Genomic DNA, 24,315 nt, shown 5'->3' on the forward strand with positions numbered 1-24,315 from the left:
ACGTTTGGTCAATATGCCATCCGTTCTTTATCCATACCAAAAAAGGCATTCGTGATCCATTTAGACAAAAAGATAGAAAAGAAGATAATCGCCAAAAGCTCCCACAATAATTTTTTTATCAGCAGGCTTTCCCAGGTCAGCTCAATATTATTTTTATGAATCCGGCGCAATATAGAAAAGGCACTCTGCTGTGTGTTCCAGTTACTCTTCCAGCCGGAAAAATCAGACCATTGCCCCGGTAAAAGCTCCTGAAACATCCTTGTTCCATGGGCCAGATCAAACCGCAGCCACGTTCCTGCCAGTCCCCTCTGATCCAAAAATGCCTGTGCTCTGATCCGGGTCAGAACCTGCGGCCGGTGAGAAAATGTGATCCTGTTTAGATGCATTTTGGACATCCTGTCCCCTGCTTCCACCACAAATGCATCGGAAATATTGGGGATCACACCTCGCACCAGCCAGCACTGTCCCCCCTGCTCTACCTTCTCTCCTGCAATATCAGTACCTCCAAAAAGCTGCTCTGCCGTTTTCTTTCCCAGCAGACATCCCCGGTTATCGGACGGAGAAAGAATTGCCGCTCCCGGCAGTACCCACTCAGAGGAACCACAAAGCACAAGCATTTCTGCCTCTGTTTCCCGGCCGGTTTCCGTCTGGGATAAAGTAATATGCTCCTTTGCTCCCCAGATCGTCACACATTTTTGCTTCCCCGCCAGTGTCTTTGGGGCCTCCGCTGCCGTTACCGGCTGTGACAGATCCGCTGTCAGATAATGCTCCGTGCTGTCCGCTTCCGTTCCTGCTTTCAGACTCCATATGCCAGACAAAACTGCTGCCGCCAGACAGGCCGCCATCCACAGGAAACCACCCCGGCGCATCATCCCTCCTGCAGGCGGACTCTGTCCCCTGCACGAATGATCCGGGTAGCTTCTGTGATCACCTGATCCTCCTGGGACAGATTATCTTCACTGATTGCTGCAAAGCTTCCGTTTCTTTTTAAAACAGTCACATCCACTCTGGATGCTGTTTTTTGTTTTCCAAGCACCGTTTTCACCGAACGGATCACATAGACATAGTTTTTTCCCTGCTCTGTATGAAGTGCTGTCAACGGGATCGTCACATCATAGGGACCGGACTCCTTTCGTACCGTCATTTCCGCCACCTGACCGATTCTGCACTTTCCCTGAGGAACCTGCACAGTCACCTTTCTTTTTTCCGTGCCATCAGATTGTAGCTGTTCCTCTATGGACGATATTGTTAGTCCCCTTATTTTTTTCTCTGCTGTCTTTAATGTCACTTCATCCCCCACAGAAAGCTTCTTTGCTTCTCTCTTTTCCATCAATGATGTAAACTGAAGCTTTTCCCCGTTTCCCGCATACAGAAGCACAGCGGATTCATTTGTCACATCTCCCGACTTCACATGAACTGCCGTAACCACGCCATCCTGATCTGCCCGGACCGCTCCCCCTGCTCCGGCAAGCTCCTGTAGCTGACGCAGCATTTTTTGTTTCTCTCTGATCTGGAGATCATTCTGCTCTTTGGTATAATTGATTTCCGTTTTTATTTCCCTTTCTGCTTCTGTTCCCTTTTCCGGATGACACTCTGCCAGCTTATTCCTTGCTTTCTTTAAAGAAGCTTTCGCCTTCTTTACCTTCCGGCGGTTCTCTGACACGGTACGGCGGTAATCATCTCTGGCACGTTTTAATGTCTCCTTTTGATCTGCCCGCTTTTGCTGCAGCGTCTGCTCCTGTGTCTGAAGCTGTAGCTGAAGCGAAGCAATCTCATCCTCCAATGCACTGATATCATCCTCTGTATTTTCCCCTTCACTGCCCTTTTGCTTCTGCTCCTTTAACCGGTCCAGCTTCTTCTGCTTCTGGGCAAGCTCCAGTCTGCCCGCCGCCAGTGTTCCATCAACCTCCACCGGTTTTGCGGCATCCTCCACAGCTCTTGCCGCCTGCAGTTTCTCTGTCTGTGCAGTTTCCTTTGCATTGTCATACTCCGTGGAAGCAGTCTCCACCGCTGCTGTAAGCTCCTGTTTCTTCTGCTGATACTGCTCTCTGTTCTGTTTTTTCTGGGACTTTATTGTCTCTCTTTTTTCCTGTCTGTTCCGGCGAATGGTATCCTGTGCCTCCTCACTCTGCAGCTCTAAGCCCCGGATCTCTTTCTGCAGAGTCTGTATCTTTTCCTCCAGACTCTTTGCCTGCACTTTTGCCAGCACATCCCCCTTGCGAAGCTTCTGCCCCTTTTGTACATATACCTTTTCCAACACAAGACCGGCCAGAGTCCAGAACCCGTTTTCTGTTTGCTGCTCCATAGTTCCCTCCCCTGTCACGATCGTCTCCAGACTCCGGGTACCCGGATGGATCGCCGCTACCTGTGCTACAGTCATAGAGGCTGCCCCTCTGGAGATTACAGTCATTGCAAACATAAACACCATAAAACCAGCCAATATTTTTGCACATTTATTCTTTGTAAGCTTTGATAACATATTCTCACTCCTTTACCGCAGCCTCTGTAATTCCCTGCTCCATATACCTCTGCCCCATGCCAAAGATCAGCAATGCCGGGATCATTGTCACAAAACAGCTGCAAAGGGTAAACCCCAAGTGGTCCTTCTGCAGCTGCGGCAGATATAAAGACAACGGCTGCAGCTTTTTCTCCTTCAGAAATACCATAGGCTGCTCGATCATACTAAAGCATTCCAGACATTGCAGCACCAGTGCTGACAAAATTCCGGAGGTTCCCATGGGAATCCCGATCTTTATGAATATTTTCCATTCTCCCGCCCCATCAATCCGTGCCGCCTCCAGCATTTCCTCCGGAATACTGCAAAAGAAACGATACATCAAAAACACCGGAAAGGTGGAAAATGCTCCCGGCAGGATCACAGCCCAAAGAGTATCCAGCAGATGAAAGCGGTCCAGCACCAGATATTCTGACAGCATTGTCACCTGAAAGGGCAGAAGCATCAGCAAAATATAAAGCAGATAAACAGCCCTTTTGCCCGGAAAGGAATATCTTGCCAGCCCCCAGGCACCGGGAATCCCAACAATGATCTGTCCTGCCAGCACTCCCACTGTGATCTTCATGGTATTCCAGAACATCTGAAAATACTCCGGTGAATCCAGACAAAGCTGTACATAATGGCGCAGTGTGGGATAAAGCGGAAGCCAGTGCCATGCCGCATATCCATCACTGTCGGAAAACGCCGGAGCCAGTAATTCTGCTAATTCCTGATCTCCCATCAGGCTTCCCCCCAGCAGAAAAAACACCGGTGCCACCGTGATCAGCCCTGCCACGACAAGCAACAGAAATTTCCCCATGGTTACTACTTTTTTCATTCTCTCATTCCTTTCTCAACCCGCAAACTTTGAATCGTAAGACTTTTCCCAGCTTCTCTGTAACAGCATCGTCAATGCTCCTGCGACTACCACAAGGATTCCGGCACCTGCCGCCATCTTGTCCACCGACAGATCCATAAACCAGTTATTAAACAGATGCTGCAGCAGGTAAATATTCTCCTGTGGATAATTTCCCGCCACCAGATACGCCTCCCGGAACACCTTAAAGGAGTTTAGAAAGGACAGAATGACAATCGTAAATATCACAGGGCGTATCATAGGTAATGTGATCCGAAACAGTATTGTCCGTTCTCCTGCTCCATCAATCTGTGCCGCCTCATAAATCCCCTGGGGAATCGTCATCAGTCCCGCCATCCACAACACAATACTGTAGCCAAGGTTTTTCCATACATAGCTAAACACCAATACCCAGAATGCATACCCCGTATTCATCCAATCCACACCGGACAGATCAAACAGATGCAGGACACCATTAAAAAATCCTTTTCCGGCAAAAACCATTTCCCATAGCGCAACAATGCTTGCCGCCGGAATCGCATAGGGAACCAGATAAATCCCTTTCCATATCCCCATCCAATCTGCCACCCGCTCCTCATCCCCTGCAAGCCACCGGCTTTTCCGGAGATGACGCCACATTCCCGTCAATATCACGGCAAAAACAAAAGATATTACCAGTAACAGCGGCAGGCAGACTGCCACAAACCGGATCGTATTGCGGGCTGCCAGCCGGAATGCCTGATTGTTAAGAACTGCTCTGTAATTATCCAGACCACAGAAGCGGTTTCCGGACATTTGAAAAAAGGAACGACGCATCACATCCAGAAAGGGAATGAGGTAAAAAAGCATCACTCCCAAAAAGCCCGGCAGTACAAAAAGAATTCCCTTCCACTGTCTTCTGCGGATATGCGCCGGCTTACTCCGAAACATACAGCTCCACCTTCCTTGTGATCTCATCTACCGCATCCTCCAGAGTAGTTTTTTCCCTCAGATACTTTTTCCCCTGTTCCATCACAAGCTCCCGAATCACCCGGTCAGTGATCGTTGGTGTCGTTAAACCTTCTAACATTTGTGTAAGTTGTTTTTGCTGGGAAGAAGATAATTTTGCTGCATGATAACTGATCTCGGAACCATCCTCCCCTGTCATTCCCATATAATAGGACTCCAGTCCCTTGATCTTTTTTTCATATGCCTTTTTATTCACCGGAAATGCCGCATTCATCGCCTCCTGCGCCTGTGCGGTATATGCCGTGCGGATAAATTCTTTTGCATTGTCATTCTCCTTCCCCTTCGTCATCAGACCAAGTCCAACATATGGGACAAAGGATGGATGATCACTGCCTAACAATCCATAGCTTCCTCCTGCCTTTTTCTCAATCCCGTATATATTCTGTACTTCCTGCAGAGATACCAGTGTCTGAATACTGCAGAGATTTTCTCCGGAAATCCTCCCGACATTTTCGTTTTCTCCTGTACTGTAAAGTTCTCCGTCTGATTTTACCGAATCCAGAGTCTCCTCCAGCCGGGCGCGGTATTTCTGATTTTCTTTTCTGTCATTATCCATATCATAGAGCTTTTTGGCGGTCTCCAAATATTTTTTCACTCCCGCATTTATTTCCTCCGCCGAGGTTCCCCAGGTACTGCTGTCGGCATCAAACAGGGTTTCTAACAGATTAGAGGATGCCAGAACCGGCCATACCGTTGTTTTTTTCTCTTTTTTTAGTTTATCCGCAGCCTCCGCCATGTTCTGAATGTTTCCCACAGCCTTTACAAAATCCTTCGGCCCCTCTGCCACTGCACAGTAAAACTGCAGCGGAAGCTGATATACCTTGCCATCCTTTTGATATGCCTGCAGGATATTCTCAAACATCTCTCCCTGCGTCCCGGAAATCTCCGCACTCATATCCGTAAGGATTCCCTTCTCAATATAACGCTCCACCGGAAGCCCATCGGTCACCAGTACATCCGGACCTTTCCCGGCCATGATGTCCGTGTTCAGTGCCTTAATGGCATCATCGGCTGTCACACTGTTATTGCCGGACAGACCAATGAGTTTTTTTACATAAACATCCGGATTTTTTTTCTGAAAATAAGAAATCGTCTGCTGTAGTACATGACTGTCCTCTAAAGCGTACACTGTAATCTGCTTTGTCGGTACTGTGGAAGCGTTCTTATCATAATGATAATACAGGCATTTATCATTCCCCAGGGAATCCACGGCAAAGACCATATAATTTCTGGCATCAAGCTGGATGACAGACTTAAAATACATACTTCCATCACTGAGGCTTACTATATCGCCATTCAGAATCTGCTCCACGGCACCGCCTGTCGTTTTGACAAAAAAGATTCCCTTGTGACAGACGATCACAGTCTCATTCTTCTCATTGGCAGAAAAGTTTACCGGAAACGAATTGTCCTGATTTCCTCCATCCAGATTTTCAAAAATCCTCTGCAGCTTTTTATTTTCCTCCCGTATGGTGCCGGTTTTCGAATCGGCAAATACAACAGTGGAATCGGTTCTCACGATCGCCACATCCTGTCCTGCCGCAAAAACTCCTCTGACATTTCCATCCTCATCACTGCAAAAGCTTTTCAGCTTTCCGTTGCGGGGATCCAGCTCAAAAATTTTATTATTCATTTCCACAAGATAAATTTTATCTCCTACAAATGCAATATTATTGGTAAAATTTTCTTCCTTCCTCCACTTTGGCAGATTCAGTGGCACTTCTTTGATCCGGCCGGTCTTCGAGATCAAACGCAGTCCCACCTTGTTGCTGTCAGCCTGAAACATGCCTGCTACAGCGATCGTACCATCCTTTGCAATGGACACGCCATCATAGCTGTATACCGGAAAACTTTTTATCTTCCGGGCTTTCCATTTTTTCCCTGCGTTTTTTGTGGTCAGAATATATTGTTCTCCCGTCTCATCGCTATAGCCAAACGCTTCCACAACGCCATCGGTGCGCTCCACGGCCGACAATAAGGTAGTCACCTCTTTTGGCAGTTTTCGTTCCTGTTCCAGAAAACGCCCCTTCGCCTGAGTTTCTGATTTTTTGTCCGTGGTATGACCGCCGGAATTCTTTTTGTCACCACAGCCTCCCATGGCCAGACAAAGAGTAAATACCAGTACCACTGCCAGCACTCTCGACATTATCCCGTTTCTTTGACTCATATAAGCAAACCCGCCTTTCCCTGTGTCCGCAGGATCAATCAATCCTCTGGACACATATTTATTTTTCATTTGTTTTTCTTATCATACCAGAGGAACTTTTAAATTTTCTTGAAAAACATCTGGAAATAAAAAATTTTTTTAAAGATTTCTTAAAGACTTTTTTGATATACTGAATACATATCTTAATTTTATATTTGCGCCTGCAGTCCGGATCTTGACGGACTGTACCAGAAAGGATTGTACCATTATTATGAGAATATTACTGATCGAAGATGATAAAAATCTCTGTGAACTTCTGCGATTCCAGCTGGAAAAGGAGCATCATGAGGTGGAAGTATGCCATGACGGGCTGGACGGACTTGACCTGTTTCTACAAAACGCCCACGATCTTGTGCTTTTAGACCGGATGCTTCCCACCATGAACGGTCTTCTTGTCCTGCAAAAAGCAAGACAAAAGGGCATTGATACCCCTGTGATCCTGATCACCGCTTTGGGAGAGTTATATGACCGGGTCGAAGGACTGGACTGTGGAGCCGATGATTATCTGGTAAAGCCCTTTGCCTTTGAAGAGCTTTCTGCCCGGATCCGTTCCATCGGCCGCCGGAATAAAACCTATGATGATGCCCACCGCTTATCCTATGGAGATATCACATATGATACACAGCTCCGGGAGCTGAATGGTCCCACCGGCAGTCTGCAGCTTTCCGGCCGGGAAGGACGTCTTCTGGAGGTATTGCTGCAAAGTCCGGATACCGTAATCCACCGTCCCATTCTTTTTTCTAAAGTCTGGGGAACCGATGCTCCGGTGGAAGAAAGCAATCTGGATACCTATGTTCATTTTGTCCGGAAACGACTGAAACAGACCGGAAGTGCACTCTCCCTGCTGACGATCCGTGGAAGCGGATACAAGCTATCCCAATAATCGGACAGTAGCTGCACAGCACTTTTTATTTTTTAGGAAAGGTTATTTTTATGTTTGATAAACTTCATCGCCAGCTCACCATATTCTGTACTGCCACGATCGGTACGATCCTTGTGGTCCTGAGTCTTCTGTGTCTTTTTTATGCCAGACAATCCATAATCCAGACGGACCGCAGCTCCTTTCAAAAACAGTTAAATACTATCCTGACCAGCCTGCAGAGTCAGGAGTACATTTCCCACCAATGGTTAAACCAGATGCAGAATGAATACCGTTTTTCCATTTATCTGTACGATAACGGAGAACCCCTTTACTATGAGCAGTTACATGAAGATGCCTCCAATAAACGTCAGGCCTCCCTGCGGGAAAAAGCAATCCGCAAATCCCAGGTCGATATTTTCTATGATAATTCCGGCGAGAGTGCTTATCATGAAGAATTTTCCCTGCGGGAAAACAGCCACAGCTATTATACTTCCGTGGGATATCTGACCCAGAATACGGACAGATTAAGCTTTGTTATTTTTTATGATCTGTCACATCTGCAGCATAACCTGTACTCCCTCTATGTACTGATCCTTGCTGCGGACGTGATCACCCTGATCATTCTCTCTGTATTTTCGTGGCATTTTACCAGACGGGTTCTGCTTCCCGTGGAAACCAGCCGTCAAAAACAGCAGGAATTTATCGCTGCCGCTTCCCATGAACTGCGTTCTCCTCTTACCGTAATATTATCCGGTATGGAAACCCTGGATAAAACACAGTCACCGGAGCAGCGCCACCACTTCTGCTGCCTGATGCAGGAGGAGGGCAGGCGTATGCAGCACCTGATTTCCGATATGCTGCTCCTTGCCAATGCCGATGCCCATGGAATGAAGCTTCATTTGCAGGAAACATCACTGGACGAGCTGCTTTTGGATAGCTTCGAGAAATATGAATCCATTGCTCTTTCCCGGAAGCTGTCCCTCCGTATTTCCCTGCCGGAGGAAGATATCCCGTTCTGCCGTACAGACCCGGAACGTATCCATCAGTTACTGTCCATTTTATTGGACAATGCAGTTTCTTATACTCCGGAAAACGGTACGATTCTCCTTTTTCTGATGCCAGCCCGCTCTCACCGGATCACCTTTGGCGTTGCCAATACAGGTTCTTCCATTCCCGACGGGGAAAAGGAGCGTATTTTTGACCGGTTTTACCGCGCAGAAAAGTCCCATACCGATCATGAACATTTCGGTCTGGGACTTTGTATGGCAAAAGAAATTATTCGCGCCCATCACGGCAGCATCCGGGTTACAGAGCCGGAGGTGCTGGCTTCGGACGTTACAGAGCTGCAAAAATTTCCTGTGGAAACCGGCACTTTATTTCTTATGGAGCTTCCATTATAGACCTTTATTACCGCTCTCCGTGAAGGCCTGCAGACTACAAGTGTCATCAGAATCAGCAGTGCCGTTACCGACAGACTGACCGTATATGCCGTTAAAATCGCCCGAAATGTTCGATGGTTCGAAAATACCGCTATGATCCGGAAAACCCTGACGCCACATAATCCCAGCACCGTCAGAACCGCTGGGATTATAGAAATTCCGAAGCACCTGTGGCAACCGCATCCTCCAAATTACAAATGTCTGCAGCTTTTTCACAACATATCTTCTCTATATTGATACCTCTTCAGTTTCCTTCCCATAATAATACAGATCAGGCTTCCACTTACACCAAGAATAAACATCATAAGTGCCGCCCCGGAACCCTTACCAAAACCAAAAAGCATATTTAAATATGACAAATGACCATATCGGACCATAAACGGTTCGCAAACATTGTCGACCATAAAACCACCAAAAAACATACCGATCGGAATCGTGAAAAACTGCAGTGTATTTCGACACGCATAAACACGTCCCTGTAATTCCACCGGAATGGAGCTTCTGAGGATCACCTCCTCATTGGTACTCATCACAGGTACCAAAAGCCATCCGATCACCTGACCTGCGCACCATAATAGCGGCTCTCTGGCATAAGCCATAATAAAATTTTCTGTTCCCAGTGAAAACAGCATCGTCCGGTATGCTAGCTGTTAAATTATACCAAATCCCCATGATGACTAAACCCACGGCATTTTTAAAAACTCATTCTTTCTCTTTTACCCTAATCCAAATGGAACTGTGCCACGAACTCCTTAATAACGTCCACAGACCGGTTACACTCCTGCAGCTTTTCATATCCGTCCTCAACAAGATTCTGGGTACTTCCGGATTTTTCTGCGATACCGCTGATCCCATCGGAAGACTGTTCTACCATGGTATTGATATCTGCTACGGTACTGCCAATCTGACCGATATGTTTTTCCAGCTCTTCCACGGCATTTTTGGTTTCCTGCATAATATCCCGGAAAGTGTCCGCATCCATGTGATACTGCTGCCCCATTTTGGCAAAGTTCTCATAATCCCCAAGAACGGTCTGCTCCAAATCATCATACATAGAGAAGTCTGTCGGTGTCAGACACTCCAGATCCTGATCCAGAGACGGGCGCTGTGCAAAAACTCCGGATGTGGGATTGGAATACTTCGGATTATATCGAAGATACGCCGTAACTGCTCCATTGGTGTGATTTGCAAAGTCTAACACCGACTTCTGCACACTCTTGGTATATGTATCCGCATACGCCTTATCCTTCACAAAAGCGTCGTAGTCAAAGCTGCTCATGGCAACCTCACTCAGCGTATCCACGGACTGCTGGATCTTCTGAATGACGGAATTAATTTCCTGTGCCTTTTTTTGCTCCGTCAGCTGCAGTTTTGTAACAGCGTCCTTTCCCGCTTCAGAAACCCTTTCAGAACATTAACACATCCCTCAATTCCTATGAATCGAAATGAAATACTTTTTCTAAGCATTTTCCAAGACATAGTCTTCAAAAAGAGGCAGGGTAAAATACACATATCCTCTCATTTCGCCGGAAAGAATTCCTTTTTTGATCAATCGCTTCCGATATGGATTGAACTGATTCGTTTCCATCCCCAGATGCTCCCGGATATCTTTTATTTTTCCGCTGTCTGTTTCGGCAATACCCCTGGCAACAACACGATCCTTCCGGGAAAGCTCTGACCATATTTTGTCATACACAAACTCACTTAAATACTGCTCATACTCCTCCAGCACCTCCCGGTAATTGCCACGATTATTCCATGTCAGATAACCAAGCACCTGAAATGCAAAGGGATACCCTTTTGTCAGCTCTGCCATCTGAGCTGCCTGTTCCCGTTCTATCTGAAAGATATTCATATATTTTTTAATGATTGCCTGCTGATTTAACGGCTTCATCTGGATCTTTGGGGCACGATACAAAAAGGTCAGATTTTTTTCATTCTGCAGCTCATCAATATTTTCATATAGGCCCGTTGCCAATAAAAATATCGGAAGATCCTGCCTTACGAAAATCTGAAAGGAACCGGCAAAAACATGCATAAATTCGTTATTGGTCACTTCATCAATGGTTACCAGCAATTTCTTTCCGTTCTTTTTCATCTTCTCTAAAATGGCAATGATCGCCGTCTCCGCATCTGTAATGGGGGCTGCACCTTCTATGGAAACACCAAATCCCCAAAAGGAAAGATCAATTTTTGCGGATTTAATAATCCCTGCACAGACCGGATTGCTGTTTAACTTTGACAACATTCCCTGCAGCAGATCAACCGATGGATTCAGTTCAATTACGACCCATTCATCTCTGGTCCGCAGCTTCCGGGATATTTCTGTCATCATTACTGTCTTGCCGGAGCCACGTACACCCGTTATTAAAAACATCTGCTGATTTACCGGTTCTGCCGTAAATGTATCAATAATTTCATTGGTCTGCACCGGACGTTCCACCGGCTCCAATGGACTTTTTCCAAATGTCAGAGTAAATGGATTCTGCATATCGTTCGCCGTTCCTTTCCTTCTGTTTTACTGTCGTTTACTGTTTAGAATTCTTTTTACTGTTCTTTACTCTCTTTTACTGTTTTTGTTTTATTTTACTGTTCTTTACTGTTTTTGTCAATAAAGTAAGTCCAAATTTAAGAATACTGAGAATCCCCGATAATGCCCTTTCTCCCATTTGACATCCCCTGACCGCCGTGTTATGCTTGCAACAAAAGCCAAATACTTCACTCCGGAGGGCGGTTCCACTTCGCCCCTTTGTGATAAACGATCAGAAATGGAGATCTCTATGGAAAATGAAAATAAACAGCGGACACCACATAAACGCCGTGTCCGCTATAAAGGAAAATATCCAAAACGCTTTGAAGAGAAATATAAAGAATTAAATCCGGAAAAATATCAGGATACCATCGAGCATGTGATCCGTAAGGGAAATACACCTGCGGGAATGCACATTTCTATTATGGTGCCTGAAATCCTTGATTTTCTGCAGATACAGCCTGGTCAGACCGGCTTTGATGCGACACTGGGATATGGCGGCCATACCAGAGCCATGCTTACAAAACTCAATGGCCATGGACATATATATGCAACAGACGTGGACCCGGAAGAGTCTGCCAAAACCAGAAAGCGGCTGGCCGATCTGGGCTTTGGCGATGACATCCTGACCATCAGGCTGCAAAACTTCTGCACCATTGATGAGATTGCCCGTGAAGCCGGAGGCTTTGATTTCCTGCTAGCAGATCTCGGAGTATCCTCCATGCAGATCGACAATCCAAAGCGCGGCTTTTCTTTCAAGATGGATGGACCGTTAGATCTGAGACTAAATCAGGAAAAGGGGATCAGCGCGGCACAGAGACTGGAAACTATCAGCCGGGATGAACTGGCAGGCATGTTTTATGAAAACTCCGATGAGCCATACAGCGATGAAATTGCCAGGGCAATTACAGACTATATCCGCCGTGGCAACCATGTGGACACCACCACGAAGCTTCACCGGATCATCGAGGAAACCTTATCCTTCCTTCCGGAAAAGGATCGAAAGGACACGGTCAAAAAGACATGCCAGCGTGTTTTTCAGGCACTCCGGATCGATGTCAACAATGAATTCGAGGTGCTCTATGAATTTATGGAAAAGCTGCCGGACGCCTTAAAGCCCGGCGGCAGAGCTGCCATCCTGACCTTCCACTCCGGAGAGGACAAACTGGTAAAAAAGGCGCTCAAGACCGGTTATAAGGCAGGTATCTACAGTGAATACTCCAAGGATGTGGTACGCCCTTCTGCACAGGAATGTGCACAGAACCCACGGGCACGCTCCACCAAAATGCGCTGGGCAGTTAAGGCCTAGCTGCTCACCGTTCTTTTAAAAATATTGATCTCTGGAAACAGAGAAATGTCACGGCAAAATAAACTAAATAGATTCCCATAAACAGCAGGGTTCCCTCTACAAAATAGGTAGACACACAGCCTGACACGCCTGTCCCACGGACAAAATTTCCACTGATACACAAAACCATTTTTCCACTGATCACCAATGCCAGTAGTGCCGGGCACAAATAGTAACCTGCCATCTGCCGCAGCAGGAGTGATCTGACCTGTTTTTTGGACAGACCGATTTTTTCCAACACATCATACCGGAATTTATATTTCGACGAATCGCTAAGCTGCTGCACGGACAATACCGTTAATGCCACACAGACAAAGACAAGACCCATATAAAACAACGGAACGATCATGGACGCAAGAAGCATCTTTAACTCCGGTATCAGATTATCCCGTACCAGATTGGTAGCAGTATAAACCAGTACCGTATCGGAACCGCTGCAGCTATTTCCGGATAAGGATGATACGGTATGTCCGGAAAAATCACGGTCATCGGGATCTGCCAGGGCATCCAGCTTCTGCTCCAGCCCTTGTGGCGTCTCTCCCTTCAGATCCACCGCAAGCTCAGAATAATACGGCTTCATTCTCTGAAGCACCTTATCTCCCACCACGACGATATAATCTCCTCCGTTATGACCATCCTGCGAGAAAGGCTCTGCCTGAACTCCCGCAAAGGTCAGCTCTGTTTTTTCATCTGCCGCTGTTAAATGAAGATCTTTTCCAATAGAAGCAACGTCCTTTTGTAAGCGTTTCTTGGTCTGTACGATATATTGGTCAGGTTCAAAATGTACCGGCTCATATCCCAGCATTTTCCTTAGACGGTTATAATCAGTCTTCCCCATATAAGTATCATACCGGCAATAGGTTCCATCATTTTCTAACATTTTTGTAACCCGTTTCCGGTCAGGTTTCCCATTTTTATTCTGATACATGGTGCTATACTGCTCCAGATGCGTCAGCATCCAGGTATTTACCTGATCCTTCTGATCCGTATATATACGATACCGGAGCATTTCTTTTACATCCGCCTCCTGCTGCAGTACCTCCTTTTCATCCTGAAAATCATCCTGAACCTGATCACTGTAGATCAGCACATCAAACGGAAACTTCGCTTTTAATGCCGTATTTTCATAATCACAGAACATAAATGCCACACTCGCCCCCAGAAGTGCCAGAGTAAATAACGAAGTCAGGGTTCCAAGGGTAAACTGCATGGTCCTGATCTTTGATGCAAACTGGCGCAGCAAAAATAATCGCTGTCCCTGATAAATTCCCTTTCCCTTCCTTCTCACATAGCAGATGATCCAGGCAGACACTCCTGTATAAAACAGATAGATTGTCAGAACCAGACCGATCAGAAACAATATGATCTCCCCCGTCGAATTCAAATGAGTAAACATCCCCCAGAACAGGATCAGAAATATCACTGCCATGGGAAGTAAGATCCGCTTCCATTCTTCATGCTTTTCCACGATCTCCTCATTTTTCCGGTCCTGTTTCATCAGCTCATTAATGTTCATTTTGCGGAAAGAAAAACCGCATCGGAAAAATGCCAGCAGATAACAGCCCGCATAACATCCAAAGGTCATAAGCCATGTACGATAATCCCACGAAAGCCGGAAGGAATAGGGAATCCGTACCATAGAATCAATCACAGAACATAAGATCTGCTGAAAAAACACCCCCAGGACAGATCCCACAAGAAATGCGATACCTCCCAGCATTATATTTTCCCGGATATAAACACGGGCAACCTGTCCTTTTTTCATTCCTAACAGCAGATAAATTCCAAACTCCCTGCTGCGTCTTTCCATCATAAAATGAATAATATAGTAAATCAACCACGCCGTAATGATCACAACAAAGCCTGTAGCAAGCCCCACCATAATCATCATCATCTGATTCATCTGGTCAAACCTTCCCAGCTCCTTATCCCAGAATAAGCTGTCAAATGCATACAGAAGCGCTGCCACAACCGCCAGCGTGATCATATAGATCTGATAATCCCCGGCAAAACGCTTCATATTACGATAAGCCAGTCTTCGTATCATGAGACGATTCACCTCCCATCAACGACAATACATCCAGAATCTCCTGAAGAAATGCTCTGCGGTTCCTTTCTCCGCGGATCAGTTCATGAAAAATCTTCCCATCCCGCAAGAAAAGTATCCTGCTGCAATAGCTTGCAGAAAATGCATCGTGAGTTACCATCAGGATCGTTGCCTTCTGCATTTCATTTAAACGGCAAAAGGTCTCTAAAAGTACCTGGGAAGCATGGGAATCCAACGCTCCGGTAGGCTCATCGGCGAGAAGAAGAGAGGGGTCATTTGCCATAGCTCTGGCACAGGCACATCTTTGCTTCTGACCGCCGGATACCTCATACGGAAATTGATCCTTTACATCCTCAATCTCCAGAAGTTCCATCATATCCTGACAGATTTTTTGAATCTCTTTTCTCCTTTTTCCCTGTACCGTCAAAGCAAGGATAATATTTTCCTCCAATGTCAGTGTGTCCAATAAATTGTACTCCTGAAAAACAAAGCCGAGGTTTTCCTTGCGAAATTCCGACAACTGATCTGCAGACATTTCTGTAATGTCCAGATCATCATAATAAATATGCCCCGATGTCACATGATCGATCGCTGCCATCATATTTAATAAGGTGGTCTTTCCGGAACCGGACGCTCCCATAATGCCCACAAATTCTCCCTTTTCCACCTGAAAGCTTACCCTGTCCACGGCCTTTGTAATATTCTGTCCATTACCGTAATATTTTTCCACATCACATACTCTGATACAATCCTTCAAATGTCTCACCATCCTTTTCCTGTTGATTTTTTATATAACGATAAACAAAATACATTCCCGTAAGGAGATATCCTCCGGCTAATATCCATTGTAATATATCATCATATTTCCAGACAGAGTAGTCCCACCCAAGGATTTCATTCATTAGGAAGTTGGAAAAATCACATAATCCGTGTACCAGAACCGGAAATACCAAGTGGTTTGTCTGCAAATAAAGCGCTGATAAAAACACGCCCATACACACTGCGGAAATTACCTGTTTTGTGGTACTCAAAAAATCCTGTCCTGCCAGCAGATTCATATAATGACAAAGGCCAAAGCAAAGGGAAGATATCAATACCGCAAAATAAATTCCTTTTCTCTTGTCTTTCCAGGCCGATAAAAATCCATTTAAGATGATTCCCCTCCAAACAAATTCCTCCAGCAGTCCAATGCTTAAACATGCGATACAGCAGATCACAAAAAATTGGATTCCTTTCCCGGAGAATAGAGAAAATACTCTTTTTCCATAAAAAATTGCCACCAGATCATCGCCGATCTGAATCAGGGGGGAAATAATCATTGCAAATGCTGACAGCAAAGAAACACTACTTTTGCCGTTCCTCACAAAATCCACTTTTTTGTGAAATAATACATACATTATAAGAAATACCGAAATTTCCTGTAACAGCATAACAACGTATGTATTATTTAAAGATTCCATCCAATTTCCTGTCATTTTTCCAACAACAAAAGATACAAAAAATCCAATTCCTTCCCATATTGCATAAACCAGAACAGTATACCCTACCGGAATAAGAAAATCACTGATCCAACTATTTTTTCTTTCCATGTTTTATCAACCTGCCTTTCAAATTGTATCTCTTTTCTTTTCAGAAGTATACTTCATCCCCGCCGGTGTTCATATAAAAAAAGCTTAAAGAAATCTTACGATTTCGAAAGATTTCTCTAAGACCTTAACGTACCTCTGAAATATAATTATTTTGTGGAAATTGTAAAATGATTTTGGTATAGCTGCCCGCTTTTGACTGTGCATATATTTCCAGCCCAAGCTGGTCACAAAGCTTTTTACACAGATACAGACCAATGCCCGTGGATTTCTTTTGGTTTCTCCCATTTTCCCCGGTAAATCCCTTTTCAAAAATGCGGGGAAGATCCTTTTCCTGTATTCCCATCCCATTATCCTCAATAATCAGGCAGGTATGATCTGTTGTCTTTTGCGCCAAAAAGGAAATACAGGGTGAGCTGTCTCTTTTATATTTGACACTATTTAATACGATCTGATTGACAATAAAACCCAGCCATTTCTTATCGGTAAAAACATCCTCATCACAATTCACTTCTGCCCGGATTCCATTGCGGATCAACAGAAAGCGGTCCCGCTCTAAAACGTCGTACACCATCTCCTGCAAATGGCAGCTTTGAATCAGATAATCCTTATAGACCTGCTCCGACCTCGCATAATAAAGCACCATATCCACATAATTTTCAAGCTTTGCATTCTCCATGCTGATCTGCCGGAATCTCTCCGGGGCACCGGTCTCCTCTTTCCTTCCATTTTCACATAGCAGACTGATCCCTGTAATTGGTGTTTTGATCTCATGTACCCAGCTTTCTATATACTCTTTATATTCCTGTTGTTCCGCCTCCAGCTTTCTTATTTTCTCAATGACGGATTTGTTGGATCTGCGGATCATATTCTGATAGATTCTGTCCTCCAGACGCCATGACGGCGGCATCAGTTCTCCCAGCAGATACCTCTGATCCATTTTATCCAAAATTTCTGCTGTCTTTTTGAAATATTTCCTGCGTTCCATATATTCCCGGCACATCCAAAACAGCAAAAGTAATGTCCAAAACAACAGTAATAGGATAACATTGCCCTTTTCATAACCGGTAAGCCTCAGAAAAATGCAGGTAACCGCCATACAACAGCCTACAAAGATCAGAAAAAGCGCCTTATCCTTCCAATAATCTCTCCATCTCATATGCGATACCCCATCCCTCGTTTCGTCTGTATAAAATTATCACGATCAAGCTCCCGAAGCTTTTCCCGTATCCGGGTCACATGAACACTGAGGGTATTATCATCAATAAAAATCTGATTCTCCCATAAATATTCGATCAGATCCTGTCTTGCCACATAGTTTCCGGCATGCATAAAAAGAAGGTGTAATATCTTCATTTCATTTTTTGTAAGCTCCATCTCCCTTCCTCCGCAGGAAATGGAACATTTTGAAATGTCAAGCTGCACATCCTTATAAATAAAGCTTATCTTTTCTGTATTTCTATGGGTTCTCTTTAATACTGCTGCAATCCTTGCCAGAAGGATCGGTGCCTGATACGGCTTGGTAATATAATCGTCACCACCCCGAAGCATTCCGGTTAATTCGTCCATGGAATCCGTCCGGCTTGTCAAAAAGATTACCGGACAAGAATTTTCCCTCTGCCTCAGCATGCTGCAGATATCAAACCCGGACATTTCCGGAAGGTTCACATCCAGCAGGATCAGATCAGGTGATGCCTCTGTAATCTGATCCGGTATATTTTCAAAATTCTCCGGTGCCGTGACCTGATACATTGCATTTTCCAATAATATGGTCAATTCTCTGCGAATCGTTTTCTCATCCTCTGCCACAAAAATATGCATCCCGCAACCTCTTTTCTACTATTGTAGTGTTTTTACTCTTCCTTTTCCTGAAAATCATTGTGCTAAACCCCATTATATGATAAGATATCACCGAAATCCAGTATTTACTCAATAAAGGAGATTATTATGGCTGACTATGAACTGATCGCCCCATGTCATTTTGGAATGGAGGCGGTATTAAAACGCGAAATACAAAAACTTGGATACGATATTCTGAAAGTCGAGGACGGAAAGGTTACCTTCGCCGGAGACGAGGCTGCCATTGTCCGCGCCAATATTTTTCTGCGCACCACAGAACGTATCCTGATCAAGATCGGAAGCTTTAAGGCAACAACCTTTGACGAGCTTTTTGAAGGAACCAAAGCACTTCCCTGGGAGCAGTTTATTCCGGAAGATGGTAAATTCTGGGTAGCAAAGGCAACCTCTATCAAAAGTAAGCTTTTCAGCCCGTCAGATATCCAGTCTATTATGAAAAAGGCAATGGTAGACCGTCTGAAAAAGAAATATAACGTAAACTGGTTTCCGGAGGATGGTGCCAGCTTTCCTCTCCGGGTCACTATTATGAAGGATGTGGTGACGGTGGGATTGGACACCTCCGGAGACTCCCTGCACAAGCGGGGCTATCGTCAGGCCACAGTAAAAGCACCGATCACCGAAACCCTCGCTGCAGCCCTGATCATGCTGACTCCTTGGAAATGGGACCGTATTCTGGTAGATCCTTTCTGCGGAAGCGGTACTTTTCCGATCGAGGCTGCCATGATCGGAGCCAATATCGCTCCCGGTATGAATCGTTCCTTTTCTGCCGAGGACTGGATGCATCTGATTCCCAAAAAAGCATGGTATGACGCCGCAAACGAGGCTGAAGACCAGATCCGCCGGGACATTGAAATGGACATTCAGGGCTATGACATTGATTCCGGAGCCATTAAGGCTGCTATGGAAAATGCAAGACTCGCCGAGGTTGATCATCTGATCCATTTTCAGCAAAGACCGGTATCGCAGCTCAGCCATCGTAAAAAATATGGCTTTGTCATTACAAATCCTCCTTACGGTAAACGTCTTGAGGAGGAGGAAGATATGCCGGCACTTTACCGTGAGATTGGGGAAGCATTCTCTCATCTGGACAGCTGGTCCTTCTATCTGATCACGGCATTTGATCAGGCAGAGCGTTATCTGGGACGCAAGGCTGATAAAAACCGTAAGATCTACAATGGTATGATGAAGACATACTTTTATCAATACATGGGACCAAAGCCGCCACGCAGAAACAAAAATGAACATTCTGACCAATAACCCGAAGTAAAAGAAAAAATAAAACCATACGATCTAAATATAGAAAAATAAAAGCTGATCCGTTAACGGATCAGCTTTTATTATACATCTGCCATACTATATAAAAAATCAATGATCTGGCGTATATTGGCTGTGGTATCTCTCTGATAGATCACTTCCTGTTCCAGCTCATGGGAAACATTATTCACCTGAAAAGCCGTTTCCAATACCTTGTCCAGAATCTTTTCAATCTCCTCAAAAGAGTCCTCTCGCTCTCTTGCATCACCATTTTTCATCAGAGAGGCATATTCCTTTGCCTTACTGGTCAATGTCACCAGAGAGTCAGTAATATTAATTGCATCAAAGGACATCTGTTCCATGGAACACATTGATGTTTCCATGCGTTCCACCACACTCTGTGTCGTATTTTCTGTTTCTTTCCATTCCATATTTTCCATTCTTCTCCTTATTTCGCCGCCCTGCAGGGCAGCAACCGATATTTATATACAACCACGTTTGTCCGTGGTTACAAAATCTCCAACAGTTCATACACATTGGAAATTCCGATCAGCTTTAATCCTTTCAGATCCATCTGCTCCAGATCCAGTTGGCGTCTGTTCACCTCCGGCAGAATACATCTCTCAAAGCCCAGCTTTGCTGCCTCCTGCACTCTTGCCTCTGCCATGCTGACTGCACGGACTTCTCCTACCAGACCAACCTCACCAAAACAGATTGTTTTTCCGTCTATTACCTGATTGCGGTAGCTGGATAAAATAGCCAGCACGATTCCCATATCGACTGCCGGTTCATTGAGACGCATCCCACCCGCCACATTGATATAGGCATCCATATCATTCATCCGGACACCGAGACGCTTCTCCAACACAGCAAGCAACAGATTCACCCGGTTAAAATCAATCCCTGCCGCCGTCCTTTTGGGATAATTAAAATTCGTCTGGCATACCAGCCCCTGTACTTCTACAAGAATCGGTCTTGTCCCTTCCATTGAACAGGCGACGACAGATCCCGGTGCATCCTCCGGCTTGCCCTGCAGCATAAACTCTGACGGGTTGGATACCTCCACCAGACCGGAACCGCGCATCTCAAAAACACCCACCTCATTGGTGGAACCAAACCGGTTTTTCACACCGCGAAGAAAACGATAGGACGCCCCACCATCTCCTTCAAAGTAAAGAACCGTATCTACCATATGTTCCAGAACTCTCGGCCCCGCTACAACACCTTCCTTGGTGACATGGCCCACAATAAAAATAGAAACAGACATACCCTTTGCAAGGCGCAGCAACGTACTTGTGGTCTCGCGAACCTGTCCCACGCTGCCGGGAGCAGAGCCAATCTCCTCCCGGTACATAGTCTGTATGGAGTCGATGATCACAACATCCGGTGCCGATCTGGTGATGGTTTCCGCAACAATATCCAGATCTGTCTCACTCATAACCAGCAGATCCGACTGAAATACTCCCAGACGTTCTGCTCTCATTTTAATCTGCTTCTCAGACTCTTCCCCGGATACATAGAGAACCTTGCGGCTCTGCTGCACCAGCTTCTGACACATCTGCAATAGCAGGGTGGATTTGCCGATACCGGGATCTCCTCCAACTAGCACAAGAGAGCCTACAACAATACCGCCTCCCAGCACCCGATCCAGCTCCTCAATCCCACTGATGATCCTCGTTTCCTCTGAAAACTGTACCTCTGATAATCTGGATGGTTCCCGGATCTCTTTTCGCGCCACAGCTTTTCCTGTGGAGGTGCGTACCACAGGCTCCTCCACAAAGCTGTCCCACGCTTTGCAGCCCGGACATTGTCCCTGCCATTTTGATGACTCATATCCACATTCCTTGCAAAAGAATGTAGTCTTACTTTTTGCCTTTGCCATAAATTATAACTTTTTCACCTTGATCTGTGATGTCTGTCCCGGATTCAGCTCTACGCTGACATTGAGCTTGCCACCCAGATTTGTTTTCATTCTGCCAACATCAATTCCATCTACAAATACCTTGTACTCTGTCTCCGGCTCCAGCTCCAGAGTAATGGAAGAATCCTCCCATCCTTCTACGTTGAACTCAATCTGATCCTCTGTACTCTTCATATTGGTTACCACAGTTCCTGGTACAGATTCGTAGACAAACATTCCGTTTCTCTCCAGCTTTGTAATCTCTTTAAAGGTCTTGATCTTGTACAGGTCTCCCTCGTACTCAAAATCTGACTTCTTCTGCTTGGTATCGAAATCAAAATTACCAAAGCTGAGTGTGCCGTCTGCCTCCTTGCGGATCAATTCTGTAATCACTGCCATTTCATTATCCTCCCGTATTTTTGTGGTTTTATCGTATGTTTAGCATACCATAAACCATTATTTTTTTCTACTGTTAAAGCTTTGAAAATGTGATCTTTTCCTCTTTACAATCTACCTTGATATGATCGCCTGCAGCAATGGTACCGTCTAACAGTTCATCCGCCAGCTTGTCCTCCAATTGTGTCTGGATCGCACGGCGTACCGGACGTGCTCCATAATTTTTGTCAAAGCCGCTTTTCGCCAGATGCGCTATGGCCTCCTCTGTCACTTCCAGAGAAAGATTCATCTGTGCCACCGTCCGCTTATTTAAGGTCTTCAGCATAATCTTCACGATCTGCCGGATATTTTCCTGTGTTAATGTATGGAATACCAGTATCTCATCAATACGATTGATAAACTCCGGCTTAAAGATCTTCTTGACCTCCTCCATCACACCGTCCTTCATCTTATGATAATCTTCCTCAGCGTTCTCCTGCATTCCAAAGCCCAGATGCTTTGGCTCAATGATCCTCTGTGCTCCCGCGTTGGATGTCATTATTATGATAGTATTTTTGAAGCTGACTTTACGCCCCTGTGCATCTGTAACGTGACCATCCTCCAGAATCTGCAGGAGAATATTAAATACATCTGTATGTGCTTTTTCAATCTCATCAAACAGGATCACAGAATATGGATGACGGCGTACCTTTTCGCTTAACTGTCCTCCGTCCTCGTATCCTACATATCCGGGCGGTGACCCGATCATTTTGGACACGCTGTGCTTCTCCATATATTCTGACATATCAACACGGATAATGTCATCCTCTTTGCCGAACACGGCTTCCGCCAGTGCCTTGGAAAGCTCTGTTTTTCCAACACCTGTCGGGCCAAGGAATAAAAAGGAACCGATTGGACGCTTTGGATCCTTCAGACCCACACGTCCTCTCCGGACTGCTTTGGAAACAGCCGTAACCGCTTCCTCCTGTCCCACAACTCTCTTGTGAAGGATATCCTCCAGACTTCTCAGCCGTTCCATTTCCTCTTCCTGCAGCTTTTGTACCGGAATCTTTGTCCAATCTGCGATCACTGCCGCTATCTCATTTTCCGTTACACAAAGCTCACTTGCCTCCCGGTGCTTTTCCTGCGCACTCCGGATCTTGGCAATCTCTTTCTCTAATGCCTCCTGTTTTCTCTTAATCTCTCCGGCATGGGCGTAGTCTTTATCGCGGATTGCCTGCTCCTTATCTTTCTCAAGCTGCACCTGCTCCTCTTCCATGCCACGAAGCTCCGGTGAGATCACATATCTCTTAAGCCCCGCTCTGGCACAGGCCTCATCAATGGCATCAATCGCCTTATCCGGCAGAAAACGATCATTCACATATCTCGCTGCCAGTCTCACAGCTCCTGTAATGGCTCCTTCCGTCAGCTTCACATGATGATGTTCCTCGTATCTAGGCGCCAGTCCCCTCAGAATCTCTATGGACTCTTCCTCCGTAGGCTCTTCCACAACGACTGACTGAAAACGTCGTTCCAGAGCTGCATCCTTTTCAATATATTTGCGGTATTCTTCTCTGGTGGTAGCTCCGATCAGCTGTATCTCACCTCTCGCCAGAGCCGGCTTCAAAATATTGGCTGCGTCAATCGCCCCCTCTGCTCCACCTGCTCCAATGATCGTATGGATCTCGTCAATAAACAGAAGAATATTGCCGCTCTGCATAACCTCTTTCAGAGATCTCTTGATACGTTCCTCAAACTCACCACGATACTTGGAACCGGCAACCATTCCCGACAGATCCAGCGTAAGCACCCGCTTTCCTGACAGAATCTCCGGAATATCCTCAGATATGATCTTCTGGGCAAGTCCCTCTACAACAGCAGTCTTACCCACACCAGGTTCGCCGATCAGACATGGATTATTTTTGGTACGGCGGCTGAGAATCTGAATGATCCGTTCAATCTCCCGCTCTCTTCCGATCACCGGATCCAGCCTGGCCTCCCTTGCCAGTGCAGTCAGGTCTCTGCTGTACTGATCCAATACCGGCGTAGCCGATTTATTTTTCCGGCTTTTCTGCTTCATATATTCATTTTTGGCAGCATTCATATCCTGACCGGATGCCGTCAATGCATCCACATATAATTTCTGTACATTAATTCCCTTTGTATTAAGCAGACGTACGGCAATACAATCCGCTTCCTTCAAAAGTGCGATCAGAAGATGCTCTGTTCCGGCCTCTGATATTCCCAGTCGATCTGCCTCTTCCCAGGCCGCTGACATAATTTTCTGTGCCCGCGGAGTAAAACGTCCCTCATTAGCCACCAAAACACCGGAATCTGTAGAGATCGTCTCATCAATCAGATCTAATATTTTCTGTTCCTCCACCCCATTGGCACGCAGCACCTCTGATGCCACACCGGAGTCCCGGATTAAAGCAACCAGCAGATGTTCTGTTCCCACATAATTATGTCCCAGCTCTTTGGCTATTTCCTGTGCATCGTTCAGCACCTTCCGGGCTTTTTTTGTAAAACGATTTTGCATCCTTCCAAATCCTC

Annotated in this window: 21 protein-coding genes; 4 read left to right on the plus strand and 17 right to left on the minus strand. The window is 45.6% G+C overall.

The window, feature by feature from the left end:
* Positions 1-8: 8 nt before the first annotated feature.
* The 5 genes from H8704_RS00595 to H8704_RS00615 are packed head-to-tail and all read right to left on the minus strand — an operon-like array spanning position 9 to position 6,525.
* A complete protein-coding gene (locus H8704_RS00595) occupies positions 9-872 on the minus strand; it encodes an ABC transporter permease (RefSeq protein ID WP_249296896.1) in 864 nt (287 codons plus the stop codon).
* The gene (locus H8704_RS00600) at positions 869-2,479 is read right to left on the minus strand and encodes an HlyD family efflux transporter periplasmic adaptor subunit (protein WP_249296897.1); all 1,611 of its coding nucleotides are present in this window, start codon (positions 2,477-2,479) and stop codon (positions 869-871) included. Before H8704_RS00600 ends, H8704_RS00595 begins: the two co-directional genes overlap by 4 nt.
* A gap of 4 nt (positions 2,480-2,483) precedes the next feature.
* Positions 2,484-3,332, minus strand: coding sequence for a carbohydrate ABC transporter permease (locus H8704_RS00605; RefSeq protein WP_249296898.1), 849 nt, complete (start codon positions 3,330-3,332; stop codon positions 2,484-2,486).
* Positions 3,333-3,347: 15 nt separating this feature from the next.
* Positions 3,348-4,280 (minus strand): carbohydrate ABC transporter permease, encoded by a 933-nt coding sequence (locus H8704_RS00610; RefSeq protein WP_022464899.1) that lies wholly within the window; start codon positions 4,278-4,280, stop codon positions 3,348-3,350.
* Positions 4,267-6,525 (minus strand): ABC transporter substrate-binding protein, encoded by a 2,259-nt coding sequence (locus tag H8704_RS00615; protein WP_249296899.1) that lies wholly within the window; start codon positions 6,523-6,525, stop codon positions 4,267-4,269. The genes H8704_RS00610 and H8704_RS00615 overlap by 14 nt, the downstream gene beginning before the upstream one ends.
* A 250-nt stretch (positions 6,526-6,775) precedes the next feature.
* On the opposite strand from H8704_RS00615, the gene H8704_RS00620 reads away from it, so the two are divergent.
* Positions 6,776-7,447, plus strand: a complete 672-nt coding sequence (locus tag H8704_RS00620; protein WP_022464901.1) for a response regulator transcription factor — start codon at positions 6,776-6,778, stop codon at positions 7,445-7,447.
* Between the two features lie 50 nt (positions 7,448-7,497).
* Positions 7,498-8,826: a sensor histidine kinase gene (locus tag H8704_RS00625; protein WP_249296900.1), complete on the plus strand. Its 1,329-nt coding sequence runs from the start codon at positions 7,498-7,500 to the stop codon at positions 8,824-8,826.
* 251 nt (positions 8,827-9,077) lie between these two features.
* Here H8704_RS00625 and H8704_RS00630 read toward each other — a convergent pair whose 3' ends face one another.
* The 3 genes from H8704_RS00630 to H8704_RS00640 all read right to left on the minus strand — a co-directional run bounded on the left by H8704_RS00630 (position 9,078) and on the right by H8704_RS00640 (position 11,356).
* Positions 9,078-9,464 (minus strand): hypothetical protein, encoded by a 387-nt coding sequence (locus H8704_RS00630; RefSeq protein ID WP_249296901.1) that lies wholly within the window; start codon positions 9,462-9,464, stop codon positions 9,078-9,080.
* A gap of 122 nt (positions 9,465-9,586) precedes the next feature.
* Positions 9,587-10,168: a ferritin family protein gene (locus H8704_RS00635; protein WP_249296902.1), complete on the minus strand. Its 582-nt coding sequence runs from the start codon at positions 10,166-10,168 to the stop codon at positions 9,587-9,589.
* Positions 10,169-10,324: 156 nt separating this feature from the next.
* A complete protein-coding gene (locus H8704_RS00640) occupies positions 10,325-11,356 on the minus strand; it encodes an ATP-binding protein (protein ID WP_249296903.1) in 1,032 nt (343 codons plus the stop codon).
* A gap of 289 nt (positions 11,357-11,645) precedes the next feature.
* Between H8704_RS00640 and rsmH the strand changes: the two genes are divergently transcribed.
* Positions 11,646-12,704, plus strand: coding sequence for a 16S rRNA (cytosine(1402)-N(4))-methyltransferase RsmH (rsmH, locus tag H8704_RS00645; protein WP_249296904.1), 1,059 nt, complete (start codon positions 11,646-11,648; stop codon positions 12,702-12,704).
* A 4-nt stretch (positions 12,705-12,708) separates the two neighbouring features.
* On the opposite strand, the gene H8704_RS00650 is transcribed toward rsmH, so the two are convergent.
* The 5 genes from H8704_RS00650 to H8704_RS00670 all read right to left on the minus strand — a co-directional run bounded on the left by H8704_RS00650 (position 12,709) and on the right by H8704_RS00670 (position 18,197).
* On the minus strand, positions 12,709-14,790 hold the full coding sequence (locus tag H8704_RS00650) for an ABC transporter permease (RefSeq protein WP_249296905.1): 2,082 nt from the start codon (positions 14,788-14,790) through the stop codon (positions 12,709-12,711).
* Positions 14,765-15,547 (minus strand): ABC transporter ATP-binding protein, encoded by a 783-nt coding sequence (locus tag H8704_RS00655; RefSeq protein WP_118560740.1) that lies wholly within the window; start codon positions 15,545-15,547, stop codon positions 14,765-14,767. The genes H8704_RS00650 and H8704_RS00655 overlap by 26 nt, the downstream gene beginning before the upstream one ends.
* Positions 15,522-16,379, minus strand: a complete 858-nt coding sequence (locus H8704_RS00660; RefSeq protein WP_249296906.1) for a CPBP family intramembrane glutamic endopeptidase — start codon at positions 16,377-16,379, stop codon at positions 15,522-15,524. Before H8704_RS00660 ends, H8704_RS00655 begins: the two co-directional genes overlap by 26 nt.
* Before the next feature lie 124 nt (positions 16,380-16,503).
* Positions 16,504-17,535 (minus strand): sensor histidine kinase, encoded by a 1,032-nt coding sequence (locus H8704_RS00665; protein ID WP_249296907.1) that lies wholly within the window; start codon positions 17,533-17,535, stop codon positions 16,504-16,506.
* Positions 17,532-18,197 carry a response regulator transcription factor gene (locus tag H8704_RS00670; RefSeq protein ID WP_249296908.1) on the minus strand — a complete coding sequence of 222 codons (666 nt, stop codon included), beginning with the start codon at positions 18,195-18,197 and terminating at the stop codon, positions 17,532-17,534. Before H8704_RS00670 ends, H8704_RS00665 begins: the two co-directional genes overlap by 4 nt.
* A gap of 126 nt (positions 18,198-18,323) precedes the next feature.
* Here H8704_RS00670 and H8704_RS00675 point away from each other — a divergent pair, with 126 nt between their 5' ends.
* The gene (locus H8704_RS00675; RefSeq protein WP_249296909.1) at positions 18,324-19,490 is read left to right on the plus strand and encodes a THUMP domain-containing class I SAM-dependent RNA methyltransferase; all 1,167 of its coding nucleotides are present in this window, start codon (positions 18,324-18,326) and stop codon (positions 19,488-19,490) included.
* An 80-nt stretch (positions 19,491-19,570) separates the two neighbouring features.
* Here H8704_RS00675 and H8704_RS00680 read toward each other — a convergent pair whose 3' ends face one another.
* The 4 genes from H8704_RS00680 to H8704_RS00695 all read right to left on the minus strand — a co-directional run bounded on the left by H8704_RS00680 (position 19,571) and on the right by H8704_RS00695 (position 24,301).
* Complete coding sequence (locus tag H8704_RS00680; protein ID WP_249296910.1) at positions 19,571-19,918, minus strand: hypothetical protein; 348 nt, start codon at positions 19,916-19,918, stop codon at positions 19,571-19,573.
* 77 nt (positions 19,919-19,995) lie between these two features.
* Positions 19,996-21,369, minus strand: coding sequence for a DNA repair protein RadA (gene radA, locus H8704_RS00685; protein WP_249296911.1), 1,374 nt, complete (start codon positions 21,367-21,369; stop codon positions 19,996-19,998).
* A gap of 3 nt (positions 21,370-21,372) precedes the next feature.
* On the minus strand, positions 21,373-21,786 hold the full coding sequence (locus tag H8704_RS00690; protein WP_022464914.1) for a hypothetical protein: 414 nt from the start codon (positions 21,784-21,786) through the stop codon (positions 21,373-21,375).
* Positions 21,787-21,859: 73 nt separating this feature from the next.
* A complete protein-coding gene (locus H8704_RS00695) occupies positions 21,860-24,301 on the minus strand; it encodes an ATP-dependent Clp protease ATP-binding subunit (protein WP_249296912.1) in 2,442 nt (813 codons plus the stop codon).
* Positions 24,302-24,315: the final 14 nt, after the last annotated feature.

Source organism: Jutongia huaianensis (genome assembly GCF_014384985.1).
In the GTDB taxonomy this organism is placed as follows: domain Bacteria; phylum Bacillota; class Clostridia; order Lachnospirales; family Lachnospiraceae; genus Jutongia; species Jutongia huaianensis.